30 protein-coding genes are annotated in these 25,654 nt (G+C 51.9%); 4 read left to right on the top strand and 26 right to left on the bottom strand.

What is annotated here, in order from left to right; all coding sequences use genetic code 11:
- Positions 1–210 (top strand): hypothetical protein (locus ULO1_RS15005; RefSeq protein WP_207651127.1); only part of this gene is annotated, 210 nt, incomplete at its 5' end.
- Between the two features lie 317 nt (positions 211–527).
- Here ULO1_RS15005 and ULO1_RS06870 read toward each other — a convergent pair.
- Positions 528–1,895 carry an MFS transporter gene (locus ULO1_RS06870; RefSeq protein ID WP_078664231.1) on the bottom strand — a complete coding sequence of 456 codons (1,368 nt, stop codon included), beginning with the start codon at positions 1,893–1,895 and terminating at the stop codon, positions 528–530.
- A gap of 93 nt (positions 1,896–1,988) precedes the next feature.
- Between ULO1_RS06870 and ULO1_RS06865 the strand changes: the two genes are divergently transcribed.
- A complete protein-coding gene (locus tag ULO1_RS06865) occupies positions 1,989–2,141 on the top strand; it encodes a DUF1540 domain-containing protein (protein WP_078664232.1) in 153 nt (50 codons plus the stop codon).
- Positions 2,142–2,173: 32 nt separating this feature from the next.
- Here ULO1_RS06865 and ULO1_RS06860 read toward each other — a convergent pair whose 3' ends face one another.
- The 17 genes from ULO1_RS06860 to ULO1_RS06780 all read right to left on the bottom strand — a co-directional run bounded on the left by ULO1_RS06860 (position 2,174) and on the right by ULO1_RS06780 (position 16,798).
- Positions 2,174–2,719 carry a carbonic anhydrase gene (locus ULO1_RS06860; RefSeq protein WP_078664233.1) on the bottom strand — a complete coding sequence of 182 codons (546 nt, stop codon included), beginning with the start codon at positions 2,717–2,719 and terminating at the stop codon, positions 2,174–2,176.
- Positions 2,720–2,740: 21 nt separating this feature from the next.
- Positions 2,741–3,718, bottom strand: a complete 978-nt coding sequence (locus tag ULO1_RS06855; RefSeq protein WP_079906288.1) for a sodium:calcium antiporter — start codon at positions 3,716–3,718, stop codon at positions 2,741–2,743.
- Between the two features lie 200 nt (positions 3,719–3,918).
- The gene (locus ULO1_RS06850; protein WP_079933239.1) at positions 3,919–6,006 is read right to left on the bottom strand and encodes a molybdopterin-dependent oxidoreductase; all 2,088 of its coding nucleotides are present in this window, start codon (positions 6,004–6,006) and stop codon (positions 3,919–3,921) included.
- 6 nt (positions 6,007–6,012) lie between these two features.
- Positions 6,013–6,327 (bottom strand): metalloregulator ArsR/SmtB family transcription factor, encoded by a 315-nt coding sequence (locus ULO1_RS06845; RefSeq protein WP_078664236.1) that lies wholly within the window; start codon positions 6,325–6,327, stop codon positions 6,013–6,015.
- 13 nt (positions 6,328–6,340) lie between these two features.
- Positions 6,341–7,396: an ACR3 family arsenite efflux transporter gene (gene arsB, locus ULO1_RS06840; protein ID WP_079906285.1), complete on the bottom strand. Its 1,056-nt coding sequence runs from the start codon at positions 7,394–7,396 to the stop codon at positions 6,341–6,343.
- A 368-nt stretch (positions 7,397–7,764) separates the two neighbouring features.
- On the bottom strand, positions 7,765–8,043 hold the full coding sequence (locus ULO1_RS15150) for a hypothetical protein (RefSeq protein WP_242946583.1): 279 nt from the start codon (positions 8,041–8,043) through the stop codon (positions 7,765–7,767).
- A gap of 2 nt (positions 8,044–8,045) precedes the next feature.
- Entirely contained in the window at positions 8,046–8,228 is a 183-nt protein-coding gene (locus ULO1_RS06830; RefSeq protein WP_078664238.1) for a hypothetical protein, read from the bottom strand.
- A gap of 185 nt (positions 8,229–8,413) precedes the next feature.
- Positions 8,414–9,277: an agmatinase gene (speB, locus tag ULO1_RS06825; protein ID WP_079906284.1), complete on the bottom strand. Its 864-nt coding sequence runs from the start codon at positions 9,275–9,277 to the stop codon at positions 8,414–8,416.
- 9 nt (positions 9,278–9,286) lie between these two features.
- Positions 9,287–10,114 carry a polyamine aminopropyltransferase gene (gene speE, locus ULO1_RS06820; RefSeq protein ID WP_078664240.1) on the bottom strand — a complete coding sequence of 276 codons (828 nt, stop codon included), beginning with the start codon at positions 10,112–10,114 and terminating at the stop codon, positions 9,287–9,289.
- A gap of 75 nt (positions 10,115–10,189) precedes the next feature.
- Positions 10,190–10,786 (bottom strand): metallophosphoesterase family protein, encoded by a 597-nt coding sequence (locus ULO1_RS06815; protein WP_159071812.1) that lies wholly within the window; start codon positions 10,784–10,786, stop codon positions 10,190–10,192.
- Positions 10,764–11,855, bottom strand: coding sequence for a CotS family spore coat protein (locus ULO1_RS06810; RefSeq protein WP_079933238.1), 1,092 nt, complete (start codon positions 11,853–11,855; stop codon positions 10,764–10,766). Before ULO1_RS06810 ends, ULO1_RS06815 begins: the two co-directional genes overlap by 23 nt.
- A complete protein-coding gene (locus tag ULO1_RS06805; RefSeq protein WP_159446843.1) occupies positions 11,855–12,898 on the bottom strand; it encodes a CotS family spore coat protein in 1,044 nt (347 codons plus the stop codon). The genes ULO1_RS06810 and ULO1_RS06805 overlap by 1 nt, the downstream gene beginning before the upstream one ends.
- 67 nt (positions 12,899–12,965) lie before the next feature.
- Positions 12,966–14,447 carry a cell wall metabolism sensor histidine kinase WalK gene (locus ULO1_RS06800; RefSeq protein WP_079933236.1) on the bottom strand — a complete coding sequence of 494 codons (1,482 nt, stop codon included), beginning with the start codon at positions 14,445–14,447 and terminating at the stop codon, positions 12,966–12,968.
- Positions 14,444–15,139 (bottom strand): response regulator transcription factor, encoded by a 696-nt coding sequence (locus tag ULO1_RS06795; protein WP_079906279.1) that lies wholly within the window; start codon positions 15,137–15,139, stop codon positions 14,444–14,446. Before ULO1_RS06795 ends, ULO1_RS06800 begins: the two co-directional genes overlap by 4 nt.
- A 3-nt stretch (positions 15,140–15,142) precedes the next feature.
- Complete coding sequence (locus ULO1_RS06790; protein ID WP_078664246.1) at positions 15,143–15,868, bottom strand: epoxyqueuosine reductase; 726 nt, start codon at positions 15,866–15,868, stop codon at positions 15,143–15,145.
- Positions 15,869–16,047: 179 nt separating this feature from the next.
- A complete protein-coding gene (locus ULO1_RS06785; RefSeq protein WP_078664247.1) occupies positions 16,048–16,593 on the bottom strand; it encodes a spore coat protein in 546 nt (181 codons plus the stop codon).
- Between the two features lie 13 nt (positions 16,594–16,606).
- A complete protein-coding gene (locus tag ULO1_RS06780; RefSeq protein WP_078664248.1) occupies positions 16,607–16,798 on the bottom strand; it encodes a spore coat protein in 192 nt (63 codons plus the stop codon).
- A gap of 132 nt (positions 16,799–16,930) precedes the next feature.
- Between ULO1_RS06780 and ULO1_RS06775 the strand changes: the two genes are divergently transcribed.
- Entirely contained in the window at positions 16,931–17,593 is a 663-nt protein-coding gene (locus ULO1_RS06775) for a DUF134 domain-containing protein (protein WP_079906278.1), read from the top strand.
- 13 nt (positions 17,594–17,606) lie between these two features.
- Positions 17,607–18,173 (top strand): hemerythrin domain-containing protein, encoded by a 567-nt coding sequence (locus ULO1_RS06770; protein WP_078664250.1) that lies wholly within the window; start codon positions 17,607–17,609, stop codon positions 18,171–18,173.
- 52 nt (positions 18,174–18,225) lie between these two features.
- Here the strand turns inward: ULO1_RS06770 and ULO1_RS06765 are convergent, their stop codons facing one another.
- The 8 genes from ULO1_RS06765 to coaE all read right to left on the bottom strand — a co-directional run bounded on the left by ULO1_RS06765 (position 18,226) and on the right by coaE (position 25,648).
- Positions 18,226–19,197 carry an ABC transporter ATP-binding protein gene (locus ULO1_RS06765; protein WP_079933235.1) on the bottom strand — a complete coding sequence of 324 codons (972 nt, stop codon included), beginning with the start codon at positions 19,195–19,197 and terminating at the stop codon, positions 18,226–18,228.
- Entirely contained in the window at positions 19,198–20,217 is a 1,020-nt protein-coding gene (locus ULO1_RS06760) for an ABC transporter ATP-binding protein (RefSeq protein ID WP_078664252.1), read from the bottom strand.
- Between the two features lie 12 nt (positions 20,218–20,229).
- The gene (locus tag ULO1_RS06755; protein ID WP_143325424.1) at positions 20,230–21,126 is read right to left on the bottom strand and encodes an ABC transporter permease; all 897 of its coding nucleotides are present in this window, start codon (positions 21,124–21,126) and stop codon (positions 20,230–20,232) included.
- Between the two features lie 23 nt (positions 21,127–21,149).
- Positions 21,150–22,079 (bottom strand): ABC transporter permease, encoded by a 930-nt coding sequence (locus ULO1_RS06750; protein ID WP_079906276.1) that lies wholly within the window; start codon positions 22,077–22,079, stop codon positions 21,150–21,152.
- 118 nt (positions 22,080–22,197) lie between these two features.
- A complete protein-coding gene (locus ULO1_RS06745) occupies positions 22,198–23,853 on the bottom strand; it encodes a peptide ABC transporter substrate-binding protein (RefSeq protein WP_079906275.1) in 1,656 nt (551 codons plus the stop codon).
- 29 nt (positions 23,854–23,882) lie between these two features.
- Positions 23,883–24,338, bottom strand: coding sequence for an Lrp/AsnC family transcriptional regulator (locus ULO1_RS06740; RefSeq protein ID WP_078664255.1), 456 nt, complete (start codon positions 24,336–24,338; stop codon positions 23,883–23,885).
- Between the two features lie 121 nt (positions 24,339–24,459).
- The gene (locus ULO1_RS06735; protein WP_242947908.1) at positions 24,460–24,981 is read right to left on the bottom strand and encodes a lytic transglycosylase domain-containing protein; all 522 of its coding nucleotides are present in this window, start codon (positions 24,979–24,981) and stop codon (positions 24,460–24,462) included.
- Positions 24,982–25,054: 73 nt separating this feature from the next.
- Positions 25,055–25,648, bottom strand: coding sequence for a dephospho-CoA kinase (coaE, locus tag ULO1_RS06730; protein ID WP_078664257.1), 594 nt, complete (start codon positions 25,646–25,648; stop codon positions 25,055–25,057).
- Positions 25,649–25,654 lie beyond the last annotated feature (6 nt).

Here is a 25,654-nt window from a genome sequence, read left to right as displayed (position 1 = left end):
TATCGACTATTTTTATTGATTGTTTATTTTCTTTCTCATGCGCTCTCATATTTCTACCTTAACACCCTAAGTTATCCACATCAAGCCTTAAAGCATAATTTCCTAAACATTAAAAAAGCCTCTCTGTCCCGACAGGGACGAGAGGCTGAAGATGCCTTCCGCGGTACCACCCTGGTTGTTCCGGTCAAGCAAACCGGAACCCCTCTGTAGCCGGATAACGGCGGCTAACCCGGTACGGCCTACTGCCTGAGCAAGGGTTCGACCGACAGCTCAGGGGTGATCCCCGTCCGGGCCCGTGACACCGGTTTCCACCCTCCCGGCTCTCTTGCGTCCGTTCTCCCGACAGCCTTCCCCGTCGTCGCTTGTATAATGTATAACAGCTATATTTGTTAGTTATTGTACTAATGATGTCTGAATGTGTCAATACTTTTAGCGAAAATTTTAATGTTAAATTAATGTTAACTCACCACCCCAACGGGCTTGTCCGGCCTCTGAACGGTCGCTTTACCAGGGTGAACAGCTAAAACTTATCTGGCCCCCTCCTGTACCGCTTTTCGGCCCTGCATATTGATGACCAGACCCAGTATACTGATCAGGGCCCCTGTATAAAACACCCAGTCCATAGCCTGCAAAAAATCGTGGCTGAGCTTGTAGACGGTACCAAAGACAGACATGGAATAGGCGATCCCGGTAGCCATCCCCACATTGCGCATCAGGGCATTGATGCTGCCGGCAATCCCCAGTTTTGGTTTGGGAACAACTTCCATCATACTGCTGTTATTGGGGCTCTGGAACAGGCCCATACCCAGGCCCAGTACGGCCAGGTGCAGGAAAACCGCCAGCAGAGAGGAGTTTTTATTCAGAGTAGTCAAAGCCAGCAATCCGATGGTATTGACCGCCAGACCGGTATTGGTCAACCACTGATAGCCGAATTTGTCGGACAAACTGCCTGCCACCGGGGCCACAACTGCCATTACCACCGGAAAAGCGGAAAGAGCGATTCCGGCCTGAGCCGGGGAATAACCCAGTACCTGCTGGACATAAAAGGTCATAATCAAATTGGTGGAGAACAGGGAGATGAAAGAAATTAAACCGGTGATACCGCCATAGAAAAAGGGGCGGCGCTGGAACAGGGTTAAGTCGATTAAAGGACTGTCCATGCGGCGCATGCGGTAAAACAAAAAGATCAGGAGTGCCAGCCCCGCGCTACCAACAGCCAGCAAGCGAGGATCAGTCCAACCCAGTTTGTAACCTTCCGACAGAGCCCAGAGAAAGGCAGTTAAACCGGTAACCAGCAGCACTGCCCCCAGGCGGTCAAAGGTTTCCCCCCGGCTCAGTTCTTCTTCCCGGGGTAAGTTGAAGATCGACCAGATGAAAGCTAAAAGTCCAATGGGTATATTGATATAAAAGATACTGGGCCAGCCCCACTGAGCCACCATTACTCCGCCCAGGGAAGGCCCGGTCATGCTGCCTGCCGAAACCACGGTACCGATTAGACCCAGGGCCCGCCCCCGTTCCTGGGGCGGGAAAGCTGCTGTCACCAGCCCCATGCTATTGGCCATTAACATAGCTGCTCCCACTGCCTGCAGGATGCGGGCCAGGATCAGGACCAGCAGGGAACTGGCCTGGCCACAAAAAAAAGAACCCAGGGAGAAAACCAGAAAGCCGCTGGCATAGACGCGCCGCCGTCCCCACAGATCCGCTGCCCGGCCAAATACCAGCAAAAGACCGGAAATAGTTAATAAATAGGATGTAACTGCCCACTGAATTTCCCCGATGGTTACACCTAAATCCCGGGCTATGGTGGGTAAAGCAACATTGACAATGCTGCCGTCGAGAGTGGCCATAAAAGTACCAAGAGCTACATTGGCCAGCACTAACCATTTTTTGCTCACAATTATCCCCTCCCCACACAATTATATCCTGAATAAAAGCAGAAAACAAATGAAACAATATGCCTGTAAATCTATAAGGGGAGGTGTAGAAAAATGGCCACTATTAAATGCAAAGTAGAAGAATGCACCTATTATGATAATGCTATGTGCACTGCCAATACCATCGAAGTAATGTCCACCGGTGATAAGCGGGTCTCTTCTTCTGATGGCACCATGTGCAATACCTTCAAGCCTGCCAACCGGTAAAGGCAAAAGCAGAGGCCAGACGGTCTCTGCTTTTACTCTTTATACCCATCCACTACCAGTTCCAGATGCCCGGTATCGGGACAGAATAAAAGGCCATGATAAGGAATATCTTTAGGCAAAAGCGGGTGATTGCGCAATCCTGCCACCACTTCTCGCACATGGCCGTGGTAATCTTCCCCGAAGCCCTGAAGCCAGGCAGCCAGGTCCACACCCTCCAGGTCTTCCGGCTTCACACCCCGGGCCAGCATGGCCTGCCGCATCCTGTCCGCATCCGGTTTGGCCATTCCGCAATCGAGGTGGGCGATTACCACCACCTCTTCTACCCCCAGCAAATAGATAGCCACGGCCAGGCTGCGTACCACATCTTCGGTTAAAATAGTACCGGCATTTTTGATAACCTTGGCTTCCCCCCGTTTTAAACCCAGGGCCGGCTCCAGCATTTCCACTAGCCGGGTATCCATACAGGAGAAAATGGCCAGTTTTTTGGCCGGCAACTTGCCCGCCTGCCGGGCTTCCCGCTCCTGTTCCCAGCGCTGGACAAATTCCCGGTTAGCTTCCAGGATTTCCCTTAACAACATGAACACCACCCCCTGCTGTCATTATATAATGGTCAGTACAAAAAGCAAATAAAAAATCGCAAACAAAAGGAGCAGCTGGCCTGGAATGCGGCCCTGGCGCCGCCGGTTCACCAGCCAGAGGACTAGAGCAGCCACCAGGGCCAGGCCGATACTGGTCAGCCCCTGTTGCCCCAGCTGCCAGTCGGTGAAAACCATACCAAAGGCCGGCAACAGGCTGCTCTGAAAGACCATCGCTCCTGTCATGTTGCCAGTGGCCATTACATCCTTATTCTGCCGCATCCAGATAATGCTGTTCAGTTTTTCCGGCAACTCGGTGGCCACCGGGGCGAGAATCAGGGCGACCAGCATAGGACTGAGGCCCAGCCAGACCGCTATTTCCTCTACTCCACTTACGAACAGTTTGGCCCCCAGGATAATCACCCCTAATGCCAGCACTACCTGCAAAATCACCAGCGGCTTGCCCGGTTCCGGGTTTTTGCGAGCCAGATAGAGAGGGGGACAGTGGCCGATGGCTTCACAGTCAGCCTGCAGGGTACGCCAGACATACCAGAAATAGCCCCCGGCCAGCACCAGAGCGATACCATATTTGGCCCAACCGGGCAGGAAAGCTGCAACTACCGCCAGACCGTAGAAGACCAGGAAGAAGCCCAGATCCCGGTTGAGCTGTCCTTTGTTGACTGCCACCTCAGTGCCTGTTTCCCGTCGCTTCCGGTAAACCAGAGCCCCGGTTCCCACCAGGGCCAGCCCCAGGGTGACCAGCATAAAGGGGGCACCCAGAATCGCCCCTACCCCAATATGATGCCCGGCTTCTCCCACACCAAATAAAATGGCTACCACCGGAATCATGCTTTCCGGTAAGGCTGTGCCGACAGCCGCCAGCACACTTCCCACTGCACTCTGGGACAGATTAAGCTTTTTGCCCAGCCACTCAATCCCATTGGTGAAAAGTTCAGCCCCAATTAAGATAATAATCAGTCCTCCCAATAACTGCCACAACATAACTATCCCCTCCTATCAACTTTATTATTAACAAAAATAGACCCTGCCTTTCCTTCTCAGGAAAGACAGGGTCTTGCTTGGCTCCATCAGCCAACAGAGCCGGGCCTAAACGGCCGGAATGACGACTCTGTTCACCGGGCAATTTGCCCGACAGCTACTCCCCCTGTGTATATGCTAAGTATAGTTTAGCAAGGGAAGGTTCATTTGTCAACCTTTCTTAGCCTAACCCGGCATTCCTTGAGAATAGCCTGACCGCTGCCTGCTTCTGCCGTACCGGCCAACAAACGATTTACGGCTGCCCCCCGCCCTTTAGCCCGACTGCCCAGGGCCCAGTGGCCAAAACCATGGGCCAGGCCTACCACCCGGGGATGGATACCTTCTGTAAGGAAAACCCCGCTCTCAATCCAGCCATACTCTGATTCTACCCGTACCCGGTCCTCCGGGCCAATACCCAGAGCTGCCGCTGTCTCGGGATGAATCCAGAGGGGGTTTTCCCCATAGGCTTGTAACAGAGCCGGATTGTTCTGGCTGCGGGTATGGGTATGCTGATACACTTTCCAGTTAACCATATAAAAGGGATAATCCTGATTGGGCAAAGTCCCTGGCGGCTGCCAGTCACAGCCCAGCTGGATGCGGCCGCTTTCAGTAGGAAAGGGCCGTTCCCGCCATTTCTCATAACAGGTCGGTCCCCGGTTGAATACCGCTCCCGGCAGGCTGGCCAGTTCCGACAAGGAAAGTCCACAGGCCTGTTTCACCTGCCAGTCCAAGTACTGCTGGTAAGAAAGGTCAAATCCGGATAAGCTCAATTTCCGGGCCAGTTCCAGAATCCATTCATATTCCGGCCAGATGCCGGACCGCGGCTCCACCACCGGCTGGCGCAAACTGAGGGAAGGAAAAGCCGTCCAGTTTACTGTCAGGTCATAACGTTCATAAAAATGAGTACCTGGCAGGACCAGATCAGCCAGCAGGGCCGTTTCAGACAGATAGACATCGCAAACAGCCAGAAAATCCAGGCGACGCAGGGCTGCTTCGCTTTTCTCCACATTGGGCAGGGATAGCATCAGATTCTGAAAAACCACCACTGCCGCCCGCGGCTGATAGGGCTGTCCGCTGAGAATGGCTTCCCGGGCTGCCACATAACTGCCGGACTTGTGGGCAAAGGGATAGGCTGCTCCTCGCCCATCGACAGCAGGACTAGCAATCTGCGGCCAGTTCGGTTGCGGAGGACGCCCCGTCAGTTTAAACCTTTCCGGCCAGAGCAATCCACCGGGGCGATCAATGGTTCCCAGCAGGGCATTGAGACAGGCCACCGCCCGGGTAGTTTCCATACCGTTACTGTAATGGCTGACACCACACCAGGCATCCACCACTACCCTGGGTGCATATTCGGCCAGCAGAGCAGCCAGTTCCTCAATTTTCCTTTCCTCCAGGCCAGTCAGTTCGGCAGCCCAGGCCGGGGTTTTGTCCTGCAGATAGACGGCGAATTCATCCCAGCCACTGGTGTATTGCTGGACAAAATCCCGCTGATATTTGCCATCCCGCCAGAGGATATGGCAAAGAGCCAGCACCAGGGCCCCATCGGTTCCCGGTCGCACTGGCAGCCAGTGACCGCGGCAGGCGGTTTTGCTCCTGACCGGGTCAGCCACAAACAGCCGGGCCCCCTGGTCCAGAGCCTGCTCCAGAGCTGCCGGCAAGTACATCCATTTTACTGCCTCCAGGGGGTTCCAGCCCAGCAGCAGAATGACCCGGGCCTGAGACAAATGGGCCAGCGGACGCTCTATGCCCAGAACCCGCAGAAATCCGGCCCGCCGACCGGCATCGCAGATATTGGTGTGGTTGAGGAAATTGGGAGTGCCATAGGCCCGGCAAAACTCCTCCTGAATGTGAATAAAGGAATGATCTTCACAAAACCAGAGCAGACTTTCCGGCCCATGTTCCCGCCGCAACTGCTCCAGCCGTTCCGCCAGTAGTGCGAGGGCCTCTTCCCAGCTGATGGTCTGCCACTGCCCGCTGCCCCGTGGCCCTTTGCGCAGAAGGGGCCGGGTAAGGCGTTCCGGATCCGCCCACTGCCGGGGAGCATGCACTCCTTTCAAGCAGACCCGCCCACCGCGCTGTTTTTGCTCCTGAAACTCCTCCCAGGTCAGGGCCACTCCGATCGGGTTTTCGGAATTGGGCTTGATTTTGACTACCTCCCCATCCCTGATGCCGGCCAGAATACCGGTCTGGCCGCCACAGCCATTGCAACAGGTAGGGATCCAGGTTAGTTCATCATCTTTGACCGCTTTCATGTTCTTTTACTCCTTTGGCTGACACCGGCTGGCAGGCCGGGGAGGTAGTGGTTCCCCGGTGACAAGCAGGCCCTGGATTTCTGCCGTCAGTGCCTGCACAGCCTCAGACTGCAAACGGTAATAACTCCAGCGCCCCTCTTTGCGATCCGTCACCAGTCCGGCCTGTCTCAGGATTTTCAGATGATGGGAGGCTGTTGGCTGACTCATCTCCAGATAATCCATGATTTCACAGACACACAGCTCTCCCCGGGCCAGCAGCCGGATAATCTGCAGCCGATTCTCATCCGCCAGGGCCCGCAGTTTTTCCGCCAGTTCTTTCATGGTTAGCCTCCTGTCAGATGCTGCTATCCTTTAAGCCATAATACTTTCTACCCCAGGCCAGAGCTACATTAACTAGAGCGATCATCACCGGCACCTCAATCAGGGGACCGATAACCGCTGTAAAGGCCTCTTTGGACTCAATCCCGAAGACAGCTACCGCCACCGCGATCGCCAGCTCGAAGTTGTTGCTGGCTGCGGTAAAGGACAGACTCACTGTCTTGCCATAATCAACTCCCGCCTGGCGGCTGAGGAAGAAGGAAACCGCAAACATAACCACAAAGTAAATCAAGAGGGGAACTGCAATGCGTAACACATCCAGAGGCAGTTCAATTATATATTTCCCCTTGTAAGTAAACATTACCACAATTGTAAAGAGCAAAGCAATTAACGCCAGGGGACTGATTTTAGGCACAAACTTTTTCATATACCATTCGCTACCTTTAGCCGGTTCCAGCAGGGTTCTGGTTAAAAACCCGGCCGCAAAGGGAATCCCCAGATAAATGGCTACCGATTTGGCTACCTCAGCCATGGAAATATGCACTTCATAGCCTTTAAGCCCAATCCAGGTGGGCAAGACGGTAATAAAAATATAGGCATAAACAGAATAGAACAGGACCTGGAAGATGGAATTAAAGGCCACCAGAGCTGCCGCATATTCCGTATCCCCTTTGGCCAGGCTGTTCCAGACAATCACCATGGCGATACAGCGAGCCAGGCCGATGAGAATCAAGCCTACCATAAATGAAGGATAATCCCGCAAAAAGGCTACTGCCAGGATGAACATAAGCACCGGGCCAATCACCCAGTTCTGCAGCAAGGAAAGGGATAAGGCCTTACCATCCCGGAACACTTTACCCAGCTCCCGGTAATTTACTTTAGCCAGGGGCGGATACATCATCACAATCAAACCGATAGCGATAGGGATGGAAGTGGTACCGACCGAGAGACTATCCAACCACTGCGCCAGTCCGGGAAAGGTCCAGCCCAGCCCTACTCCCAGCGCCATGGCCAGGAAAATCCAGAGAGTGAGGAAACGATCGAGGAGCGATAAACCCGATTTGGCACTCATGTTTAATAAGGCCTCCTTTATTTATATATTTATATATGTTGATATGTTAATTATATTATATGTCAGGGGTGGGAAAAAAACAAGAGGACCTATCAGCGGTCCTCTTGTTGCTTAGTTAATTAAACGAATCATTTGAACTAAATTATCCAGTGGATCCTTCCGAAAAATCTTGAATCCATTTCGTGAATAAAAATCAATTAGCTTGGGCTTGTCCTGGCATTCTAAAAAAACAATCCGCCCACCTACTATTTCCTGTGCTCTTGAGATAACCGCGAGGGCATATTTCATTAACTTATCTCCGTTTATATCATCTTTATATAGATCATTTTTTCCCAGTTGACCAATTAAAAATGCAGGTATTTCAGTAATTAATCCGTCTCCTTTCTTGAATAAAGCCCATCGAGTCTGCGAATCTGGGATACGCTGGTGCCTTCAGGTATTTTGAGCGACTGTAATGCCAGGGCAAAATATCCCAGGAGCTTAAATTCTCCTTCTAATAATGCCTCCTCATCAAAAACAAGGTATGTTCGGCTTTTTGCTTTTTTCTCATAAATAATTGCTTTCTCTTTAATAAAATTTTCAATATCACGATCTTTTGCGCATTTAAAAATAGAGATGACTTCCGATACTTTCTTTTCGGAAGCCATCCCTAAGAATTTTTCGAGAGGGATAAGCAACGTCTTAATATTTCTTCACCCCTTGCTATCTCCTCAGCAGAAGCCAGCTTCTTATTGACAGGTTTCACATCTTCAGACAAAAGTACATCAATCAGTTTTTCAATTGCTTCTGGTTCTCTGATAATAATATTCTTATCAAAAGATACAGTTGCCATAACATCCACCTTCTATACTGAACACATCCTTTGCTATTATTATATGCTTTATCCTTATAGAAGTCAAAAAAATTTACAAACTTACACAAAAAAACACCCGCATAATGCGGGCGTATAAAAGGTGGGGTGAAAAGTCATGTGATAAATCACACATATATATTATCATAAATTGTAATTAATGGCAACTATTTTTCCGTAAAAGCCAGCAGCGCTTCCCTGACGATTTTGGCCCCCAGCAGGGCGGTGCGTTCACTCTGGTCATACTGGGGCGCGATTTCCACCAGGTCAAATCCTACTACCTGCAATTCCTTGAGGGCGATAATGGCAGCCAGCATTTCCGCTGCCGATATGCCCCCCGGTTCAGCCGTGCCGGTTCCCGGCGCAAAAGCAGGATCAACCACATCGATATCCAGGGTCACATAGATAGACCGGTTTTGCAGCTGCGGTATCACCTTCTGCAGTGGTTCTAACACCTGGAAAGGATAAAAATTGGTTTTGGCCCGACCATAGGCAAATTCCTCCCGGGTACCACTGCGAATCCCGAACTGGTAGACATTCTGTGGCCCAATCAGTTCTGCAACTTTGCGCATCACCGTGGCGTGGGAATGGGGATTGCCCAGATAATCTTCCCGCAAATCGGCATGGGCATCAAAATGGATAACCGCCAGGTCCGGATAACGGCGGGCATATTCCTTGATAATGGGATAGCTGACCAGATGTTCGCCTCCGATGAAGAGAGGAAACTTGCCAGCAGTTAGCACTTCAGCAGTGACCTGTTCAATGATCTTAAGACTTTCCTCCACCTGTCCAAAAGGCAGGGCCATATCCCCGGCATCATAATAGCTGAGGTCAGCCAGGTCCCGATCCTGGTAAGGGCTGTATTCCTCGATTCCCCAGGATACCCCTCTTACCGCTGCCGCCCCCAGCCGGGTACCAGGACGAAAAGAAGTGGTAAAGTCCATGGGAATGCCGATAATTACCGATTTGGCCTCGGCCCAGTCCCGGGTGGAACCCATGAAATCACTGATGCGTTCAACCTGTTTTAACATCCTGGCCACCTACTTCAGCAGCTCGGCGACAAAATTGGGCAGAGCAAAAGCTCCCTTGTGCACAGCCGCATTGTAGTATTTGGTAGGATATTGAGCGATATCCTCTTCTTTAACCGCGAGAGGATCATATTTTTTGCTGCCCATAGTAAAGGACCAGAGACCACTGGGGTAAGTGGGAATAGAAGCCAGATAAAGCCGGGTGATAGGGAAAATAGCGGATATGTCCTTGAAAACCCGGCTGATCAGATCAGCATTAAAAAAAGGAGATTCAGTCTGGGCCACCATGATACCATCTTCCTTCAGGGCCCGGTAAATGGAACGGTAGAAATCAGCGGCAAACAAACCCACAGCCGGTCCTACCGGTTCAGTAGAGTCCACCAGGATAATGTCATAGTGGTTCTCATGTTCAGCGATATGCTTGATACCATCTTCCACCCGCACATCCACTTTCGGGTCATCCAGGGCACAGGCAATTTCCGGCAGATATTTTTTGGAAGCCTCAATTACCTTGCCATCGATTTCCACCAGGGTAGCTTTCTGCACTCCGGGGTGTTTGATGATTTCCCGAATCGCTCCCCCATCACCGCCACCGATGACCATGACGTTAGCGGGGTTTGGATGGGTATTGAGGGCTACATGGGAGATCATTTCATGGTAAACGAATTCATCCTTGATGGTAGTCTGGACCATGCCATCCAAAACCAGCATGCGGCCAAATTGCAGGGTATCGATCACCGCCAGATCCTGAAACTCAGTCTTTTCTGTATGCAAGGTCTGAGTGATTTTACAGGTAATACCAACATTTTCCGTCTGTTTTTCGGTGTACCATAATTCCATTTTTGCTCTGACGCCTCCTTGGTTAAATATAAGACATGAATATTATACCAAAGGAGGCTAAAAAATAAAGCAAAATTATTCAATTACCGGACCTTTTTTTTCTTTCGGTACCCCGAAGACCATTATTTCGGCCCGCAACTCTGCCGGTTGTAGATGAAGAAAGCCAATAGTGGACAAATAGCGGTTGCGATGGCCCATGCCCGGAGAAAAGAGCAGTACTGTCCGCTTTTCCTTTCTTCCCATGGGACTGGAGGGACGGAATACCACCTTGCAGGAATCCAGAATGGGCCGGTGACTATGGCCGAAAACGATCATGTCCAGAGGTTCTTCTTCCAGAAAAGGTTCCACTGCCAGCTGGTATAGATATTCCAGCTGCTGGCTCTTGTTCATGTGTACCCCCCAGAATTCATCCCCATGAATTAGCCCAAAACGGTAACCCGCCACTTCCACGATTTTTCGCCGTGGCAGGTCCAGGCCAAAGCGCTGGCAATCATGGTTGCCAGCTACTGCTTCCACCGGGGCGATGCGGGCCAGTTCCTCCAGGGTCTCCGGTTGTACTATGTCACCGGCATGAAAAATCATATCCACCCCCTGAATGGCAGTCAGTATACGTTCATTCAGTTTTTCCCGCCGGTCGCCCACATGGGTATCAGCCAGGACGGCGATTTTCACTGTCTGCTCCCTCCTTACCCAATCCATTTAGCCAGGGAATATATTCTTCCGTCAGGGGGACCTGGGGCAGCTGCTGGAGCAGAGCCTCCTTGTCCTCATGTCCCGCTACCAGGTCCAGCAATTTCCCGGCCCACCGACATTTATCCCTGGCACTTAGCTGGTCCAGCTGACGATAGTAGGCTTTGGCCAGCCGCCATTCCTTTTCCGGGAAAGTCAACAAGGCCGTCAACACTTCCACTTCCTCCCGGGTCATTTTTCTTTCCCGGTGATAACTTCTCAACATGGCAAAGGCCAGAGGCTGGGACCAGTAGTTGCGGCGCAGACTGCGGCGCAGTAGACGCCAGAGATCAACCACCGGCAAATCAACCGCCAGGGAATCAAAATCAATCAACCAGCCCTCAGTTTGACCTCCATTCAAGCGCAGGAGAAAATTGCGCATCGCTGTATCCCCATGGCAGAGAGGGGCCAGACCTTCCCGCTGATAACTTTCCACCAGCTGCTGGTAAGGGGAGTGCCGTACAGCCTCTACCGCCTCCCGGGCCATTTCCAGTAACCATTTTTGCCGGGATAACAGAATGATGCTAAACAGATCCCGGTTTCCCTCCTGCCGGGCCAGTTCCAGGGATTGCACCAGTTCCTCCTTTTTTTTCTCCAGTTTCCTGGGCCACTGCCCCAGCTTATCCTTGCCCTGGCCTACCCGGGCAGCAGGGAACTGGCAGGCCACCCGGTGGAACTGGCCCAGAACGCGACTCACCGCCAGCAGATCTCGTTGCCGGTAATAGCTGGGTTCCTCTCCATTGACCCAGGTAGTCAGCAGACAGGCCTTCTCTTGCGGTTGTACCAGCCATTGCCCCGTCCGAGCAGGCACCAGCCGGGCAAAACGGTTAAATCCAGCTGCCAGCAAATATTCCTGGGCCTCTACCAGCAGTTTCAATCGTTCCGGATTGCTACGACTAAACTTGCAGGCAAAAATCCCTTCCTCTGCCTCCACCCGCCAGGCTGACCGTACCGGAGTCAGTTTTTTGACCGTCAAACCCCACTCCTCTTTCAATAGTTTTTCCAGCTGCATCAGGCCACTCCTCCCCCGCGATAACTGCGCAAACCAAAGTAACGGCCAAACTCTGCCAGGAAATAATGCTTTTCCCCCCGCTGGCGCAAGAGATCTTCCATTCGGAGCAGAAAATCATTCTGGCTCCAATCCCGTTTTTCCCGGTAGTAACGGTTGACCAGCCGCCAGTAACGCTGGGGAAAAAGCAGAAATGCCTGCAATACCTCGATTTCCTCCCGGTTCAGGCTGCGGGCCTGGTTGTAGGCGGCCAGAATCAGACGGGCCTGGTTAAATTTCCAGTGATACCGTCGCATGCTTCGATCCAGCAAACGGGCCACATCGGCAATATGCAGGTCATAACGGGCATAATCAAAATCAATCAACCAGCCTCTCCCCTCTGCATCGATCAGGAAGTTGCGAGCGGCCACATCCCGGTGAATAAAAGTCCTTTCCCGGGCCGACCAGCTGGCCAGGCTGCGATAGGCACTGCCCTGCAGCATGGTAATGGCCTGCTCCCCCTGCCGCAGGTAATCATTGACAGAATTCAGGAAAAGGCGGTCAAAGGGGGTAAGTAAATCGCGTTTTCGTACCAGGTCGCGAAATTCCTGCAGTTCCTGCCAGCGTTTCTCCCAAACCCAGGGCCAGCGCTGCCACATGGCTTTTCCGCCCCCATCTCCGCTGGGCTTGAGTTGGCTGGCTTTCTGGTGAAACTCACCCAGCACCCGGGCCGCTGCCGTCAGATGGCTCTCCTTGCTGAACCGGCATTTTTTGCCTTCCACCCAGCCAGTAGCGATAAAGGTCAAGGAGCCGATTTGAACATAAGGCTGCCCGGCCAGGGTGTAGAGAGGCGGAGCCAGCCGCTCAAACCCCTGGCGAAACAGCCAGTCCTGCAAGAACCAGAGGAACTGGATGCGCTCCGGTTTCATGTCGGTAATTTTCAGAGCCAGGGCACCGCTGGCATAATCCACCCGGTACACATCCTCCTGCAACCTGGTCACCAGCACCGGTTCCACCCCATAGGCCTGGCAGGCCAGCCGCAGCGCTCGTCCCGTTTCCACAGCCATAATACTGCCTCCCTCCCGGTCATACAGCATCATATGCCGGAAAAGGAAAAAAGGTGTAGGTCCTTGCCTACACCTTAGCGGGCAAAAAGATCTGAAATTCGGTACCTTTGCCCTCTTCGCTCTCCACCTTGATACTACCTCCATGGGCCTCCACAATGGAACGGGCAATCGCCAGTCCCAGGCCTGTTCCGCCCCGCCCCCGGGTGCGGGCCTTGTCCACTTTGTAGAACCGCTCAAAAATATAGGGGATATCCGCTGCAGGAATGCCATAACCACTATCCCTGACCTTGATTTTCCAGCCATCTGCTTCCGGCTCAGCCAGCAGGGTCACCTGTCCCCCGGCCGGCGTATGACGCAGAGCATTATCCGTCAGGTTAATCAGCACCCTGGTCAGCGCATCATAATCTCCGGTCAGCGGAGGCCCTGGCTGCGCCTCCACTTCCAGACTAATCCCCTGTTCCTGGGCCCAGGGGCGAAACTTCTGGGCCACCCCGGCCAGCAATTCTTCTACCTGTATAGGCTCCATTCGTAAAGGAGCCTGTCCCGCCTGATAGCGGGCCAAATCCAGCAGTTCATTGACCAGACCTTGCATCCGTCTGGTTTCGTCCATAATCACTGCCAGTAACTCCTCCCGGGCTGCCTCATCTGCTGCCAGCCCTTCCTGCAAAGCCTCAGTGTAACCCTGAATCAAAAACAGCGGGGTGCGCAGTTCATGGGACACATTGGCAATAAAATCCCGGCGCATTTTTTCCAGCCCCTCCTGGGCCTGCCGGGAACGTTCCAGTTCTTCCCCCAGTTTGTTCAGAGTCTGACCCAGCCGTCCGATTTCATCCCCGGAATTTACCTCTACCCTCCGGCTGAAATCCCCTCTAATCATGGCACTAGCTGCCTCAGTAATAGCCAGCAAAGGCGTGGTAATTTTGCGGCTCATCAGCAACCCCAGAACGGTGATCAGGGCCACTGCTCCCATGGCTGTGGCACTTAACAATAATCGTACCTGCAAAATAGTTTCAGTGATGGGAGCTACGGGCACATAGGCAAATACCCCAATCCGCTGTAAACTGGCATTTCGGCCGCCCCGCCAGGGCCCCATGCCGGGCATGACCCTCTCCGGTAAATCCACCGGTACCAGTACCATCAGGAGGGTCTGCCGCTGGCCGGGTATGTTGCCCTGTTTAACCAGTATCCGCCCAGCAGATAGGGCTTCCAGCTCTTCCTGGCTGATACGCGCTCCCCGGGCGAAATGTGCCGGATTGGAACACCCCATTACCACCCCGTGGTAATTGGCAATCCCAATGGTAGCCCCATCCTCTTCACTGAGAATTTCCGCATAGGTATAGGCTTTGGCCCAGTCCCCTTCCTCAGCCAGTACCTTGCCCACCTGCAGGCTGCGATTGATCAGGTCACGGGCCTGCCAGTTAAAATAGAACTGTTCAAACATGGAACTCAAAACCAGGCCCAGGATAATCATTACTCCGACAAACAACAATACCATGGAAAGCCAGAGCTTGACAACGATACTTTCTCTCAGTTGCTTGAGCCAGGTCATTTCTTCACCTCAAACTTATAGCCCACACCCCAAACGGTGACCACATAACCGGCTACTTCAGTACTGATTTTCCCCAGTTTCTCCCGTACCCGTTTGACATGGGTATCCACGGTACGCAAATCGCCAAAATAATCATAGCCCCAGACTTTTTCCAGCAGCTGCTCCCGGGTAAATACCCGCCCCTGATGCCGGGCCAGGAAATGGAGCAAATCATACTCCAGGGGAGTCAGGGCAACTTCCTGCTGTTCCACCAGGATTTTCCGGCTCTCCGGCAAAATGGTAAGGCCAGGAAAACTCAGCCCTTTTTCTTCGCCCTCCACTGGACTTGAGCCCAGGCTGCGCCGCAAAAGGGCTTTTATGCGCAGCACTAGTTCCTTGGGGCTGAAGGGTTTGACTACGTAATCATCAGCTCCCAGTTCAAAACCATGAATCCTTTCCTCTTCTTCCCCCCGGGCCGTCAACATGATAATCGGAACCTGGGATTGGCTGCGAATCTGCTGACAGGCCTCCCAGCCGTCCATGACCGGCATCATCAGATCCAGTACCACCAGGTCCACCCGTTCCTTTCGCACCAGCTCCACTGCCTGCTGGCCGTTTTCCCCCTCCAGAACTTCCAGTCCTTCTTTTTCCAAAAACAACCTCAACATCCTTCTGATCCGCTCTTCATCATCTACCACCAGTACTCTCGCCATCACTTATCCCCCATTATCTTTTTTATTCCAGTATACCATATTTTTTTGTCCATTCTGTGAAATTGTAATCAGCCTGGCATTGCGCCGGATTACCCCGGCCCCGCGCCAGCCCGCCGCTGTTTTGCCCCAGCTCTCCTTGAATTGCCGGTTACTTAAACTCAAGACCTCATCCACATCTATCCAGCCCCAGTCCCCCATTTTCTTTACCTGCTCCCGGTTATAGGGACAGACTTTCTGGCAATCATCACAACCGTACAGTCGGGGCGGCAGCAACCTTGCCTCTGCTTCAGTTATGTCCCCTCGCCGCTGACTGACCGCTGAAAGGCAGCGGCTCACCACCAGCCCCTGTTCAGTCAAGGCGCCACCAGGGCATGCTTCCAAACAGCGCCGACACTGTCCACAACGGCTGCCGGGTTTTTTTTCTATTTCGTTCTTCCCTCCATCTGCTGGGAAGGGCAATAAAGCTACCCCCAGGTTAACAAAAGAGCCGGCTTGCCAGTGGTAAAACAGGGTATTGCGGCCAATCCAGCCCAGGCCGGCTTTTACTGCCAGTTCCTTTTCCGGCCAGGGCCCGCTGTCTACCTGGATTTGTCCTGTTAACCCCATTCGCTGTAAAACTCGTTCCAGCATTTCCCGCATAACCCGGTGATAATCCTGACCCCAGGCCACCCGAGCCACATAGCCCTGGCACCTTCCCTCCTGTCGACGTTGCCATCCCTGCTCAGGCATGGCCCTTGCTACTACCAGGGCGGTCTGGCCCTGCCATGAAGTAAAACCAGCATCCAGAAAACCAGCAGCCAGCGCTGCCTGCCTGATCTGTTCCAGTTTAATCCCCCCTGTGTCGCTTTATTCATTTTCTACTATTATAACATAAAAAGAGGAGCGAAAAATCGCTCCTCCCATTGGTCTTAGTATCTGCCGAATTGCTGCTGGCCATAACCACCGGCTTGCATCTGGTAATCGGGGTTGGTCTGGGTCCAGTCGTTCATCACCTGTTGCCGCATATTGCTCAGATTGGATTGCAGCACATTCTGGGCCTGAGCCAGAGATGGGGTCAGGGTTACACCCCCGCCAAAGCCACCCATCTGCTGCTGGCCAAACTGTTGCTGACCAATGGCTTGCTGGCCAAATTGTCCCATTTGCTGTTGACCCATGGGCTGTTGGCCAAATTGCTGACCAATTCGACTGATGGTGACACCACCGCCCATAACCTGACTGATGGCACTCTGAATTTGCTGGGGCTGAGCCGGTTGAACCTGATACCAGCCCCGCTGATTCATGGTATTCCAGAGATCGGACTGAATATTGTGTTCATCATTGAGTATGTTAAGTACCGACTGACGCAGGCTGGGATTGGCAGATTCATTGGCAAAATTGTCATAGGCAGAGGTAATGTACTTTTCCGTTACCAGTAAGTCCTGCAGAAGATCTTTATCTGTCATTTGGCCGAACATGGCTTTCACCTCCTTATTGTCCCAGGAATTGAATCAGGGTATTGTAGTGCTGTTGATGGCGCTGGGCTATTTGCTGACACATAGCCCGAATTTGGGGATCAGTAGTTTGAGCTGCATAGCTGTTGAACTTGGCAACCAGCAAGCGCTCATTATTGATCTGGTCCTGCAACAGTGTCAGCTCTTTTTGAGACAGTTGGCCAGGCATATACTTCACCTCCCCAGTAATTTTCCTTTTATAGTGTTATATTTCTAACGAAAAAAATTCATGGTATTTCATGCCAATTATTATTGACATATGTTCATAATCGTGTTATGTTGAAAATAAGGAGGTGATGGAATGGTCCGACCTACCCGGTGTCGACATATTAGAGCTTTGCCCTGGGCACGCTATTATAAACCGGCAGGTGTTCCTTCTAGCCATTTGCATGATATTGAACTCACCTTTGAAGAATTGGAAGCTATTCGCCTTAAAGATTATCTGGATCTGGAACAGGAGGAATGTGCCCAGACCATGGGGGTGAGTCGCCCTACTTTTCACCGCCTGCTCAAACAGGCCCGGCAAAAAATCGCCCATGCCCTGCTCATGGGCCATGGCATACTCATTCACGGAGGAGGCAGATATACGATGAAAATCGCTATACCCACTGAAAACGGTCAGGTTAATCCCCATTTCGGTCGTTCCCGGCAGTTTACCATAGTAACAGTGGAAGACAACCAGATTGTCAATAAAGCTCTGGTCGATACAGCCAGCTACCAGCATCAGCACGGCCGCCTGGCTGAACTGCTGCAATCAGAAGGGGTCAGCGTGGCCTTGGCCAGGGGTATCGGTCAGGGAGCTATGTCTCACTTGCAATCTGCCGGTATTAATGTCTATTGTGGAGCCAGTGGCACTGTTGAAGAAGCAGTTGCAGCCTTCCTTGCAGGCAAACTGACCAGTGGTACCCCTTCCTGCGGCTGCGGAGGCGGTCACAGTCATGGCCACCATCGTCATTCAGATTAAGAGGTGAAATTCAATGGATGCAAAAGAGATCCTGATTGCCGAACATAAACCTATCCTGCTGGTATTAAAGGCTATTCGCCAGCTTTGTTCTCAGATAGTGGAAGGGGCGGAGGTGGATACCGCCCTCTTCCGGCAGATTATTGAATTTGTCCGCAACTATGCCGATAAATATCATCACATGAAAGAAGAAGACCAGCTGTTTAACCGTATGGAAGGAGAAATGGACCAGCGGTTGAAGGATGGTCCCGTGCTGGGCATGCTGGTGGAACACGATCTGGGGCGGCGGTTTATCAGCAAACTGGCGGAAGCTCTCAACCGCTGGGATCAGGGCGATAAGAGTGCCAAACTGGATGTGATTGCCAATGCCATCGGCTATGAGCAGTTGTTGCAGGAACACATCCATAAGGAAGACAATGTCATCTATCCTCTGGCCTGGCGTCAGCTGGCCCCGGAGACAAAAGAAAGCCTCAATCGGCTGTTTGCCGAAATTGAGGCTGATCCTGAAAATGCTGCGATCCGGGATAAGTATGTTAATTTTGCCCGGGAGCTGGCGGATAGGCTGGGTATTGAATCAATTTAACAAACGTAAACCCCTCCGGAATAGAAAATTATTCCAGAGGGGCTTTTTTCATTTATCTACCCACTTCACCGGCGAAGTGGCAGGCTACCATGTGACCGCCGCCCATATCTCTTAACTCCGGCTCCTGTTCAGCACAGATAGGCTTGGCATAACGGCAGCGGGTGCGGAAATGGCACCCACTGGGGGGATTGATGGGACTGGGCACATCCCCCTGCAGGATTATGCGCTGCCGGGAAGCCTCCACTTCCGGATCGGGAATGGGAATAGCTGACAGCAAGGCCTGGGTATAGGGATGCAGCGGCCGGTCATACAGTTCAAAGGACTCAGCCAGCTCCGCCATCTTGCCCAGATACATCACCGCTACCCGGTCACTGATGTATTTAACCATAGCCAGGTCATGGGCTATAAAGAGATAGGTCAGGCCCATTTTTTCCTGCAAATCCTTGAGCAGGTTAACCACCTGCGCCTGAATGGACACATCCAGGGCGGAGATGGGCTCATCGCAGATAATGAACTGGGGCTCTACTGCCAGGGCTCGAGCGATACCCACCCGCTGCCGCTGACCCCCGGAAAATTCATGGGGGAAGCGGTTAGCATGCTCGGCATTGAGGCCAACCAGACGCAAGAGCTCGATAATCCGTTCCTGGCGGGCCTTGCCCTTGGCCAGACCGTGGATATCCAGCGCCTCCCCGATGATATCCCCTACCGTCATACGGGGGTTCAGGGAAGCATAGGGGTCCTGGAAGATCATCTGCATGCCCCGCCGCAATTGCAGCAACTCTTTCCCCTTCAGATCATAGATATTGCGGCCATTGAATAGAACCTGACCGGCTGTGGGCTCATAGAGCCGAATGATGGTCCTACCGGCAGTGGACTTACCGCAACCTGACTCCCCTACCAGACCGACAGTTTCTCCCTTATGAATGGTCAGATTGAGGTTATTGACCGCTTTCAGGACCTGGCCGTGGCCTACCTCGAAAAACTTTTTCAATCCTTTAACTTCTACCAGTGGTTGTTTGGCCACTTAGCCCACCTCCTTTACCTGCAGGCGTTCCGGTTTAGGCGCCTGAGGATGTTGCAACCAGCATGCTACCTGATGGCCGTTCCCCAGGTCTGTTACCGGTGGTTCCTGCTCCAAACAGACTTTCATGCAATATTCGCAACGGGCAGCAAAACCGCAGCCTTTAGGTGGATTGAGCAAATCCGGTGGTGTACCGTAAATGGGGCTGAGAGGCTCTTTTTTGCGGGCATCCAGCCGCGGTACAGAACGCAGCAACCCCCAGGTATAAGGATGCTGAGGTTTGTGGAAAATATCACGGGCAGTACCCACTTCCACTACCTTACCGGCATACATAACGATGACCCTTTCGCAGAGATCTGCCACTACCCCCAGATCATGAGTGATCAGGATAATGGAAGTATCCATATCCTTCTGCAAATCCCGCATTAAATCGATAATCTGGGCCTGGATGGTCACATCCAGGGCAGTAGTAGGCTCGTCAGCAATCAGCAGTTTGGGATTGCAGGCCAGGGCGATGGCAATCATAACCCGTTGCCGCATACCTCCGGAAAATTCATGCGGATATTGGTCCACCCGTTTTTCCGGGCTGGGAATGCCCACCTTCCCCAGCATCTCAATTGCTTTAGCCCGGGCCTGCTCCTTGCTCAAACCCTGGTGTTTGATCAAACCTTCGGCAATTTGCCGACCGATGGTCATGGTGGGGTTCAAGGAGGTCATGGGGTCCTGGAAGATCATACCGATCTCATTGCCCCGGATTTTTTCCATTTCCTGTTCGGTGGCATTAACCAGGTCCTTGCCCTGGAAAAGAATCTGACCACCTACAATTTTCCCGGGGGGCCAGGGAATCAGCCGCATAATGGACTGAGAGGTTACTGACTTACCACAACCGGACTCCCCTACGATCCCCACTGCTTCTCCTTTATTAACATGAAAACTGACACCGCGGACAGCCTGTACTTCACCAGCATAGGTGAAGAAAGACACCCGCAGGTCTTTGACCTCTAAGAGTTTTTCCTGTTGCAATCCCAGCACCTCCTATTTGCGCATACGGGGATCGAGGGCATCGCGCAGCCCGTCACCCAGGAAGTTAAAGGCTAAGATGGTAATGGTGATAAACATCGCGGGGAAGAAGATCTGCCAGGGATAGGAGTAAATCCCCTTGATGCCGTCACTGGCCAGCACACCCCAGGATGCCATAGGTGCAGAAACCCCCAGACCAAGGAAGCTGAGCCAGGCTTCGGTGAAAATTGCTTCCGGAATAGCCAGAGTCATTTGAATGATAATCGGACCCATGGCGTTGGGAATCAGATGGCGGAACAGGATACGCCAGGAACTGGCCCCCAGAGTGCGGGCTGCCAGCACATATTCCTGTTCTTTCAAGGCCAGCACCTGTCCCCGTACAATCCGGGCCATCCCCATCCAGTAAACCGCTCCCAGGGCAATCAAGATGGTTTTCAGGCCGGGAGTCATGATCACCATCAACAAAATCACGTAGAGCAGGAAAGGTACAGACCAGAAGATTTCCACAATCCGCATCATGATTTCATCCACTTTCCCGCCCAGGTAGCCGGAAATGCCACCATAGATAACACCGATGATAAAGGTAATCAAACTGGTGGCAATCCCAATGAACAAGGAGATGCGGGCACCGTACATCACCCGGGTGAAGAGATCCCGGCCCAGGTCATCGGTGCCGAACCAGTGCGCAGTTGAAGGGGGCAGGTTGGTTGCGTTCAGGTTCTGATCTGAATAAGTATACCCGCTGATATAGGGGCCAAAAATAGCCAGAATGATCATAATCCCGATAATCCACAGACCGGTTACTGCCAGCTTGTTTTTCTTCAGACGCCGCCAGGCATCCTGCCAGAAGGTGGTACTGGGTCGGGCGATGGCTTCTGCCGCCCCCTTTTCTACTTCCACCCGTTGAAACATCTCTTTGGACAGCTCCACCGTGATCACCCTTTCTTCTCCACAAGTTTTATGCGCGGATCAACAGCCGCATAGGCCAGGTCTACCAGCAGGTTCATCAAAACCAGGAAAATACTGTAGAAGATAGTCAGACCCATGATCACGGTATAATCCCGGTTGCTGATGCTGGTGACAAAATAGCGGCCCAGACCAGGAATAGCAAAAATATGCTCCACCACAAAGGAACCGGTGAAGATACCGGCCACCAGAGGGCCCAGATAGGTAATAATGGGCATTAAGGCATTGCGCAAAGCGTGCCGGTAGATAATTACCCGTTCAGACAACCCTTTGGCTTTAGCTGTCTTGATATAATCCTGTTGTAAGACCTCTAACATGCTGGAGCGCATAAATCTAGCAATAACCGCAGTCGGCATCCCGGATAGCGCCAGAGCGGGAAGTACCACATTCTCCCAGCTCCCCCACATCGCTGCCGGAAACCATTGCAGTTTGAGGGCAAACACGTACATCAGCAAGGTCGCCAGAATAAAACTGGGCACAGCAAATCCGATAGTGGACAAAATCATGGCCAGATAATCCTGCCACTTGTTATGTCGTAATGCAGCTATGATTCCGGAAATAATACCTACTAGCAACGAAAAGGCAACAGCTACTGCCCCCAGGGTAGCGGAGACAGGGAAATAGGTTTTGATGATATCATTGACTGTAACCCCTTCTTCCTTGAAAGACGGGCCCAGGTTCCAGGTTACTACCCCTTTCAAGTAATCCAGGTACTGCTTGTACAGGGGATCATTAAGGTGATATTTTTCCTCCAGGTTCTTCTGAATAGCCGGCGGCAGTTTCTTTTCCGCATCGAAAGGCCCGCCGGGAATGGCTTTCATCATAAAAAAGGTGAGGGTCACCACAAAAAAGAGGGCGGTCACCACCGAAATCGCACGCCTCACTAAAAATCTCAGCACCCCGAAAACACCTCCTGGCTGTACCATTATTTTACTAGTTCCCTAACAAGGTAAGAAGGTATATGCGGACTCCCTTTGCGGAGCCGCATATACCTCCCTGCCGTCCTCTAAAAGTAGCTTATTTCTCTGCTACCCAGGCCCACTTAAATTCGAAATAGGGACCAAAGCTGGGTACTACTACATCTTTCAGGTTATCTTTCATCAGATAGGGATGAGTATAGAAGTAGATAGGAGCAATGGGCATTTCATCCATGAGGATCTTTTCCGCCTCATGCATGTATTCCATGCGCTTGGCATTGTCAGACTCCAGGTTAGCCTTTTTGATCAGCTCATCATACCTGGCGTTGCTCCAGCCAGTATTGTTGTTACCGCCATTGGTGACAAACATATCCATGAAGGTCATGGGATCCAGATAGTCAGCACCCCAACCGGCACGGGAAATGTCATAATCCAGATTAGACTGGGACTTGAGGTAGACTTTCCACTCCTGGTTCACCAGTTTCACATTGATACCCAGGTTCTTTTTCCACATTTCCTGAATGGCCAGAGCTATCTTCTGATGGTTTTCATTGGTGTTATAGAGAATGGTGATCTCCGGGAAACCCTTGCCATCGGGATAACCAGCTTCAGCCAGCAGCTTCCTGGCTTCTTCTGCGTCGAAGGTCTTGATCAGGGAACCGCCTACTTTGCGGAAATCCTTATCCGGGGTTGCATCGGGGAAACCAACGGGAACAAAGGCATCAGCCGGAGTCTGTCCAGCCTTGGTTACATTCTTGACAATAGCTTCCCGGTCAATGGCCAGGGCCAGAGCTTTCCGCACCTTGGGATTATCCAGAGGTTTCCGGGTTACATTGAAACGATAGAAATAGGTGGTCAACTGGGGTCCGATTTTCAAAGAACCGTCTTTCTTCAGGTTTTCGATTTCCTGAGTGGGCGGATTGTTCCCAATATCGATCTGACCGGTCTTGAACATGGTAAGTTCAGTATCAGCAGATTCAACCATAGTGAAGACAACCTGATTCAGCTTCACAGTATTAGCATCCCAGTAGCCGGGGTTCTTTTCCACCACAATCTGCTGCTTAGGTGTCCATTCTTTCATCTTGAAGGGTCCGTTGGTAATCATGGTTTCCGGCTTTTTGAACCAGGCTTCGGGATTGGCCTCAACGGCTTTCTTGTTCACCGGATAGAGGGTGGAGAAAGCAGTCAGACCCAGGAACTGGGGAGCAGGAGCCTTAAGGGTTACTTCCAGGGTTTTATCATCGATGGCTTTGACCCCTACCTGAGCAGGGTCGGTGATTTTGCCGCTGTTGTACTCTTCCCCGTTTTTCAGGTAGTAGAGCTGATAAGCGTAGTCAGAAGCAGTCTTGGGATCCAGGGCCCGCAGCCAGGCGTATTCAAAATCTTTAGCAGTTACAGGGTCGCCATTGGACCACTTGGCATCCCGCAGATGGAAGGTGTATTTGGTACCATCTGCGGAAATCTCCCACTTTTCCGCCATACCAGGGGCAATTTTGCCATCCTTGTCATAGCGGGTCAAACCTTCAAACAGGGCATTTAGAACTGTCATTTCGGGAGCGCCGGTAGCTTTGGCGGGATCCAGAGTTTCCGGGTCAGCTCCCAGGTTGTACTTGATCACCTGTTCTTTGGCCATTTGTACTTCAGCCTGTTTGCCCCCTTCTTTGGTTTCAGTCTTGCCGGCACAACCAGCCAGACCGGCTCCCAGCACCAGGCTGAGAGAAAGAAGAGCGGCCAGTGCTTTTTTCCCAAATTTCATGCGCTAATCCTCCTTTAGATCAGTTTACCCTACACAAAATCAAAGGTGTCTTTGTAGACTTTGAGTTCAATCGACACATCCGCCCTGACAATTCCGGGAATCCTGGCCAGCTTCTGGTGGACAAATTCAAGGAGCCTTTCATTGTTCTCCACGTAAACCTGGATAATCAGGTCATAGGCCCCCGAGGAGACAGCGATAAAGCGAACCTCCTTGAAAGGTATCAGCTGCTGGGCTACCTCTTCGGTCATCCCTAACTGGGTAGTAAGGCCGATAATAGCCTGGGTATGTAACCCTACCCGGCCAGGATTGGCATGGACAACAATTTCTATAATCCCTTCCTCCACCATGCGGTTGACCCGGCTTCTCACCGTCCCTTCGCTCACTCCCAGGCGTTGCGCCATTTCTGTGTAGGGCTTGCGCCCATCTTCCTGGAGCAGTTTGATAATCTCACGGTCAAGTGCGTCAATTTCTCCCTGGCCTTTCATTTTCCCCTCCTAATAATAGCATGAGATGTTCTAGTTTACAATCTTTTTTCGTAGCGTGTTTTATATATTTCTACGTTTTTCGTAAGAATCCTGCTGAATATCTTGAGAATTTTGCAAAAATTTATTTTTGTGTATATAAAATTTGATAAATTTCATAAGCTCGCAGGGTTTTTTTAACATATGCTCTGGTTTCCGGAAAAGGAATGTCATCGATGGTGGAATGCTGTCCGCTCCATTTCTCTTTTTCCAGCCATTTCCGCACATTGCCACTGCCACCATTATAGGCAGCCAGGACGATTATCATGTCACCATTAAACTCCCGGGCCAGCTGATTTATGTACCAGCATCCCAGCTTGATATTAAGCTCCGGCCTTAACAAATCCTCCTCTTTTACCGACCCCAGTTGCAGTTGTGAAGCCGCCCAGCGGGCAGTTTCCGGCATCAGCTGCATTAAGCCAATGGCCCCTTTTTCCGAACGGGCCCGGGGATTAAATTTGCTTTCCGTATGAATTACCGCTGCCACCAGTAAGGGATCCAGATGATAGCGCTCCGCCTCCCGGTAGATCACCTCCTGATAGGGAAAGGGGTAGAGCCATTTCCACAGGGCCCGGCTCTGCCCGATAATGAGTATCAGCAAAAACAAAACAGCTACCCCTGTCCAATAGAGTGCTCTTTTTCTTCCTTTTCCATACTTTTTCAAACCACAACCACTCCATTTAAAGCAGCTGGAGCCATAATTCATCCACTTGCTTTTTCATCTCTTCTCTGCTTCCATTATTATCAATAACCCTGGTAGCATATACCATTTTTTTGTCCAGAGGCCACTGGGCAGCCAGCCTTCTTTGCGCTTCCTCAGCTGCCATACCCCGGGCCACCGCCCGCTCAATCTGAATTTTCGGCTCTACCGCCACCAGCCAGACCTCTTCCACCAGGTCGGTCAAACCCGCTTCAATTAACAGAGGTGCATCCACCACCGCTACCGGCGGTGGGGTAGGACGGTTGTTCAGCTCATTCAGGCGGCGCACTATCTCCTGTCTGACCAGGGGATGAGTGATGGCATTTAACAGAGCCAGGTCTTCCGAACGGGTAAAGACTCTCTCCGCCAGCACCTGCCGGTTAATAGACCCATCTTCATTGAGTACATCCCGGCCGAAATAGCGCACTACTTCCAGCCAGGCCGGCTGGCCTGGAGCCATCAGTTCCCGGGCAATCAAATCCGCATCCAGGATTTCTGCCCCTTTTTCTTTTAAATAAGACGAAACCGTGGACTTGCCACTGGCCAAACCGCCGGTCAGACCGATTACCCGCACGGTTAC

Source organism: Carboxydocella sp. ULO1, from assembly GCF_002049255.1.
Taxonomy (GTDB): Bacteria; Bacillota.
Note: the sequence above shows the minus strand (reverse complement) of the source record. Positions and strands in the feature narration are given on the sequence as shown.

What these genes read in the sequence shown, in the direction of transcription:
- ULO1_RS06830 (WP_078664238.1), bottom strand. Translation starts at nt 8,228, where the DNA reads ATGGCAACTGTATCTTTTGATAAGAATATTATTATCAGAGAACCAGAA.
- ULO1_RS06800 (WP_079933236.1), bottom strand. Translation starts at nt 14,447, where the DNA reads ATGACCTGGCTCAAGCAACTGAGAGAAAGTATCGTTGTCAAGCTCTGG.
- ULO1_RS06865 (WP_078664232.1), top strand. Translation starts at nt 1,989, where the DNA reads ATGGCCACTATTAAATGCAAAGTAGAAGAATGCACCTATTATGATAAT.
- ULO1_RS06770 (WP_078664250.1), top strand. Translation starts at nt 17,607, where the DNA reads ATGGATGCAAAAGAGATCCTGATTGCCGAACATAAACCTATCCTGCTG.
- ULO1_RS06860 (WP_078664233.1), bottom strand. Translation starts at nt 2,719, where the DNA reads ATGTTGTTAAGGGAAATCCTGGAAGCTAACCGGGAATTTGTCCAGCGC.
- ULO1_RS06785 (WP_078664247.1), bottom strand. Translation starts at nt 16,593, where the DNA reads ATGTTCGGCCAAATGACAGATAAAGATCTTCTGCAGGACTTACTGGTA.
- ULO1_RS15150 (WP_242946583.1), bottom strand. Translation starts at nt 8,043, where the DNA reads ATGGCTTCCGAAAAGAAAGTATCGGAAGTCATCTCTATTTTTAAATGC.
- ULO1_RS06775 (WP_079906278.1), top strand. Translation starts at nt 16,931, where the DNA reads ATGGTCCGACCTACCCGGTGTCGACATATTAGAGCTTTGCCCTGGGCA.
- ULO1_RS06745 (WP_079906275.1), bottom strand. Translation starts at nt 23,853, where the DNA reads ATGAAATTTGGGAAAAAAGCACTGGCCGCTCTTCTTTCTCTCAGCCTG.
- ULO1_RS06850 (WP_079933239.1), bottom strand. Translation starts at nt 6,006, where the DNA reads ATGAAAGCGGTCAAAGATGATGAACTAACCTGGATCCCTACCTGTTGC.
- ULO1_RS06780 (WP_078664248.1), bottom strand. Translation starts at nt 16,798, where the DNA reads ATGCCTGGCCAACTGTCTCAAAAAGAGCTGACACTGTTGCAGGACCAG.
- ULO1_RS06740 (WP_078664255.1), bottom strand. Translation starts at nt 24,338, where the DNA reads ATGAAAGGCCAGGGAGAAATTGACGCACTTGACCGTGAGATTATCAAA.
- ULO1_RS06810 (WP_079933238.1), bottom strand. Translation starts at nt 11,855, where the DNA reads ATGCAGCTGGAAAAACTATTGAAAGAGGAGTGGGGTTTGACGGTCAAA.
- ULO1_RS06855 (WP_079906288.1), bottom strand. Translation starts at nt 3,718, where the DNA reads ATGTTGTGGCAGTTATTGGGAGGACTGATTATTATCTTAATTGGGGCT.
- ULO1_RS06755 (WP_143325424.1), bottom strand. Translation starts at nt 21,126, where the DNA reads ATGTTTCAACGGGTGGAAGTAGAAAAGGGGGCGGCAGAAGCCATCGCC.
- ULO1_RS06845 (WP_078664236.1), bottom strand. Translation starts at nt 6,327, where the DNA reads ATGAAAGAACTGGCGGAAAAACTGCGGGCCCTGGCGGATGAGAATCGG.
- speB (WP_079906284.1), bottom strand. Translation starts at nt 9,277, where the DNA reads ATGTTAAAACAGGTTGAACGCATCAGTGATTTCATGGGTTCCACCCGG.
- speE (WP_078664240.1), bottom strand. Translation starts at nt 10,114, where the DNA reads ATGGAATTATGGTACACCGAAAAACAGACGGAAAATGTTGGTATTACC.
- ULO1_RS06795 (WP_079906279.1), bottom strand. Translation starts at nt 15,139, where the DNA reads ATGGCGAGAGTACTGGTGGTAGATGATGAAGAGCGGATCAGAAGGATG.
- ULO1_RS06805 (WP_159446843.1), bottom strand. Translation starts at nt 12,898, where the DNA reads ATGGCTGTGGAAACGGGACGAGCGCTGCGGCTGGCCTGCCAGGCCTAT.
- arsB (WP_079906285.1), bottom strand. Translation starts at nt 7,396, where the DNA reads ATGAGTGCCAAATCGGGTTTATCGCTCCTCGATCGTTTCCTCACTCTC.
- ULO1_RS06790 (WP_078664246.1), bottom strand. Translation starts at nt 15,868, where the DNA reads ATGCCTGAGCAGGGATGGCAACGTCGACAGGAGGGAAGGTGCCAGGGC.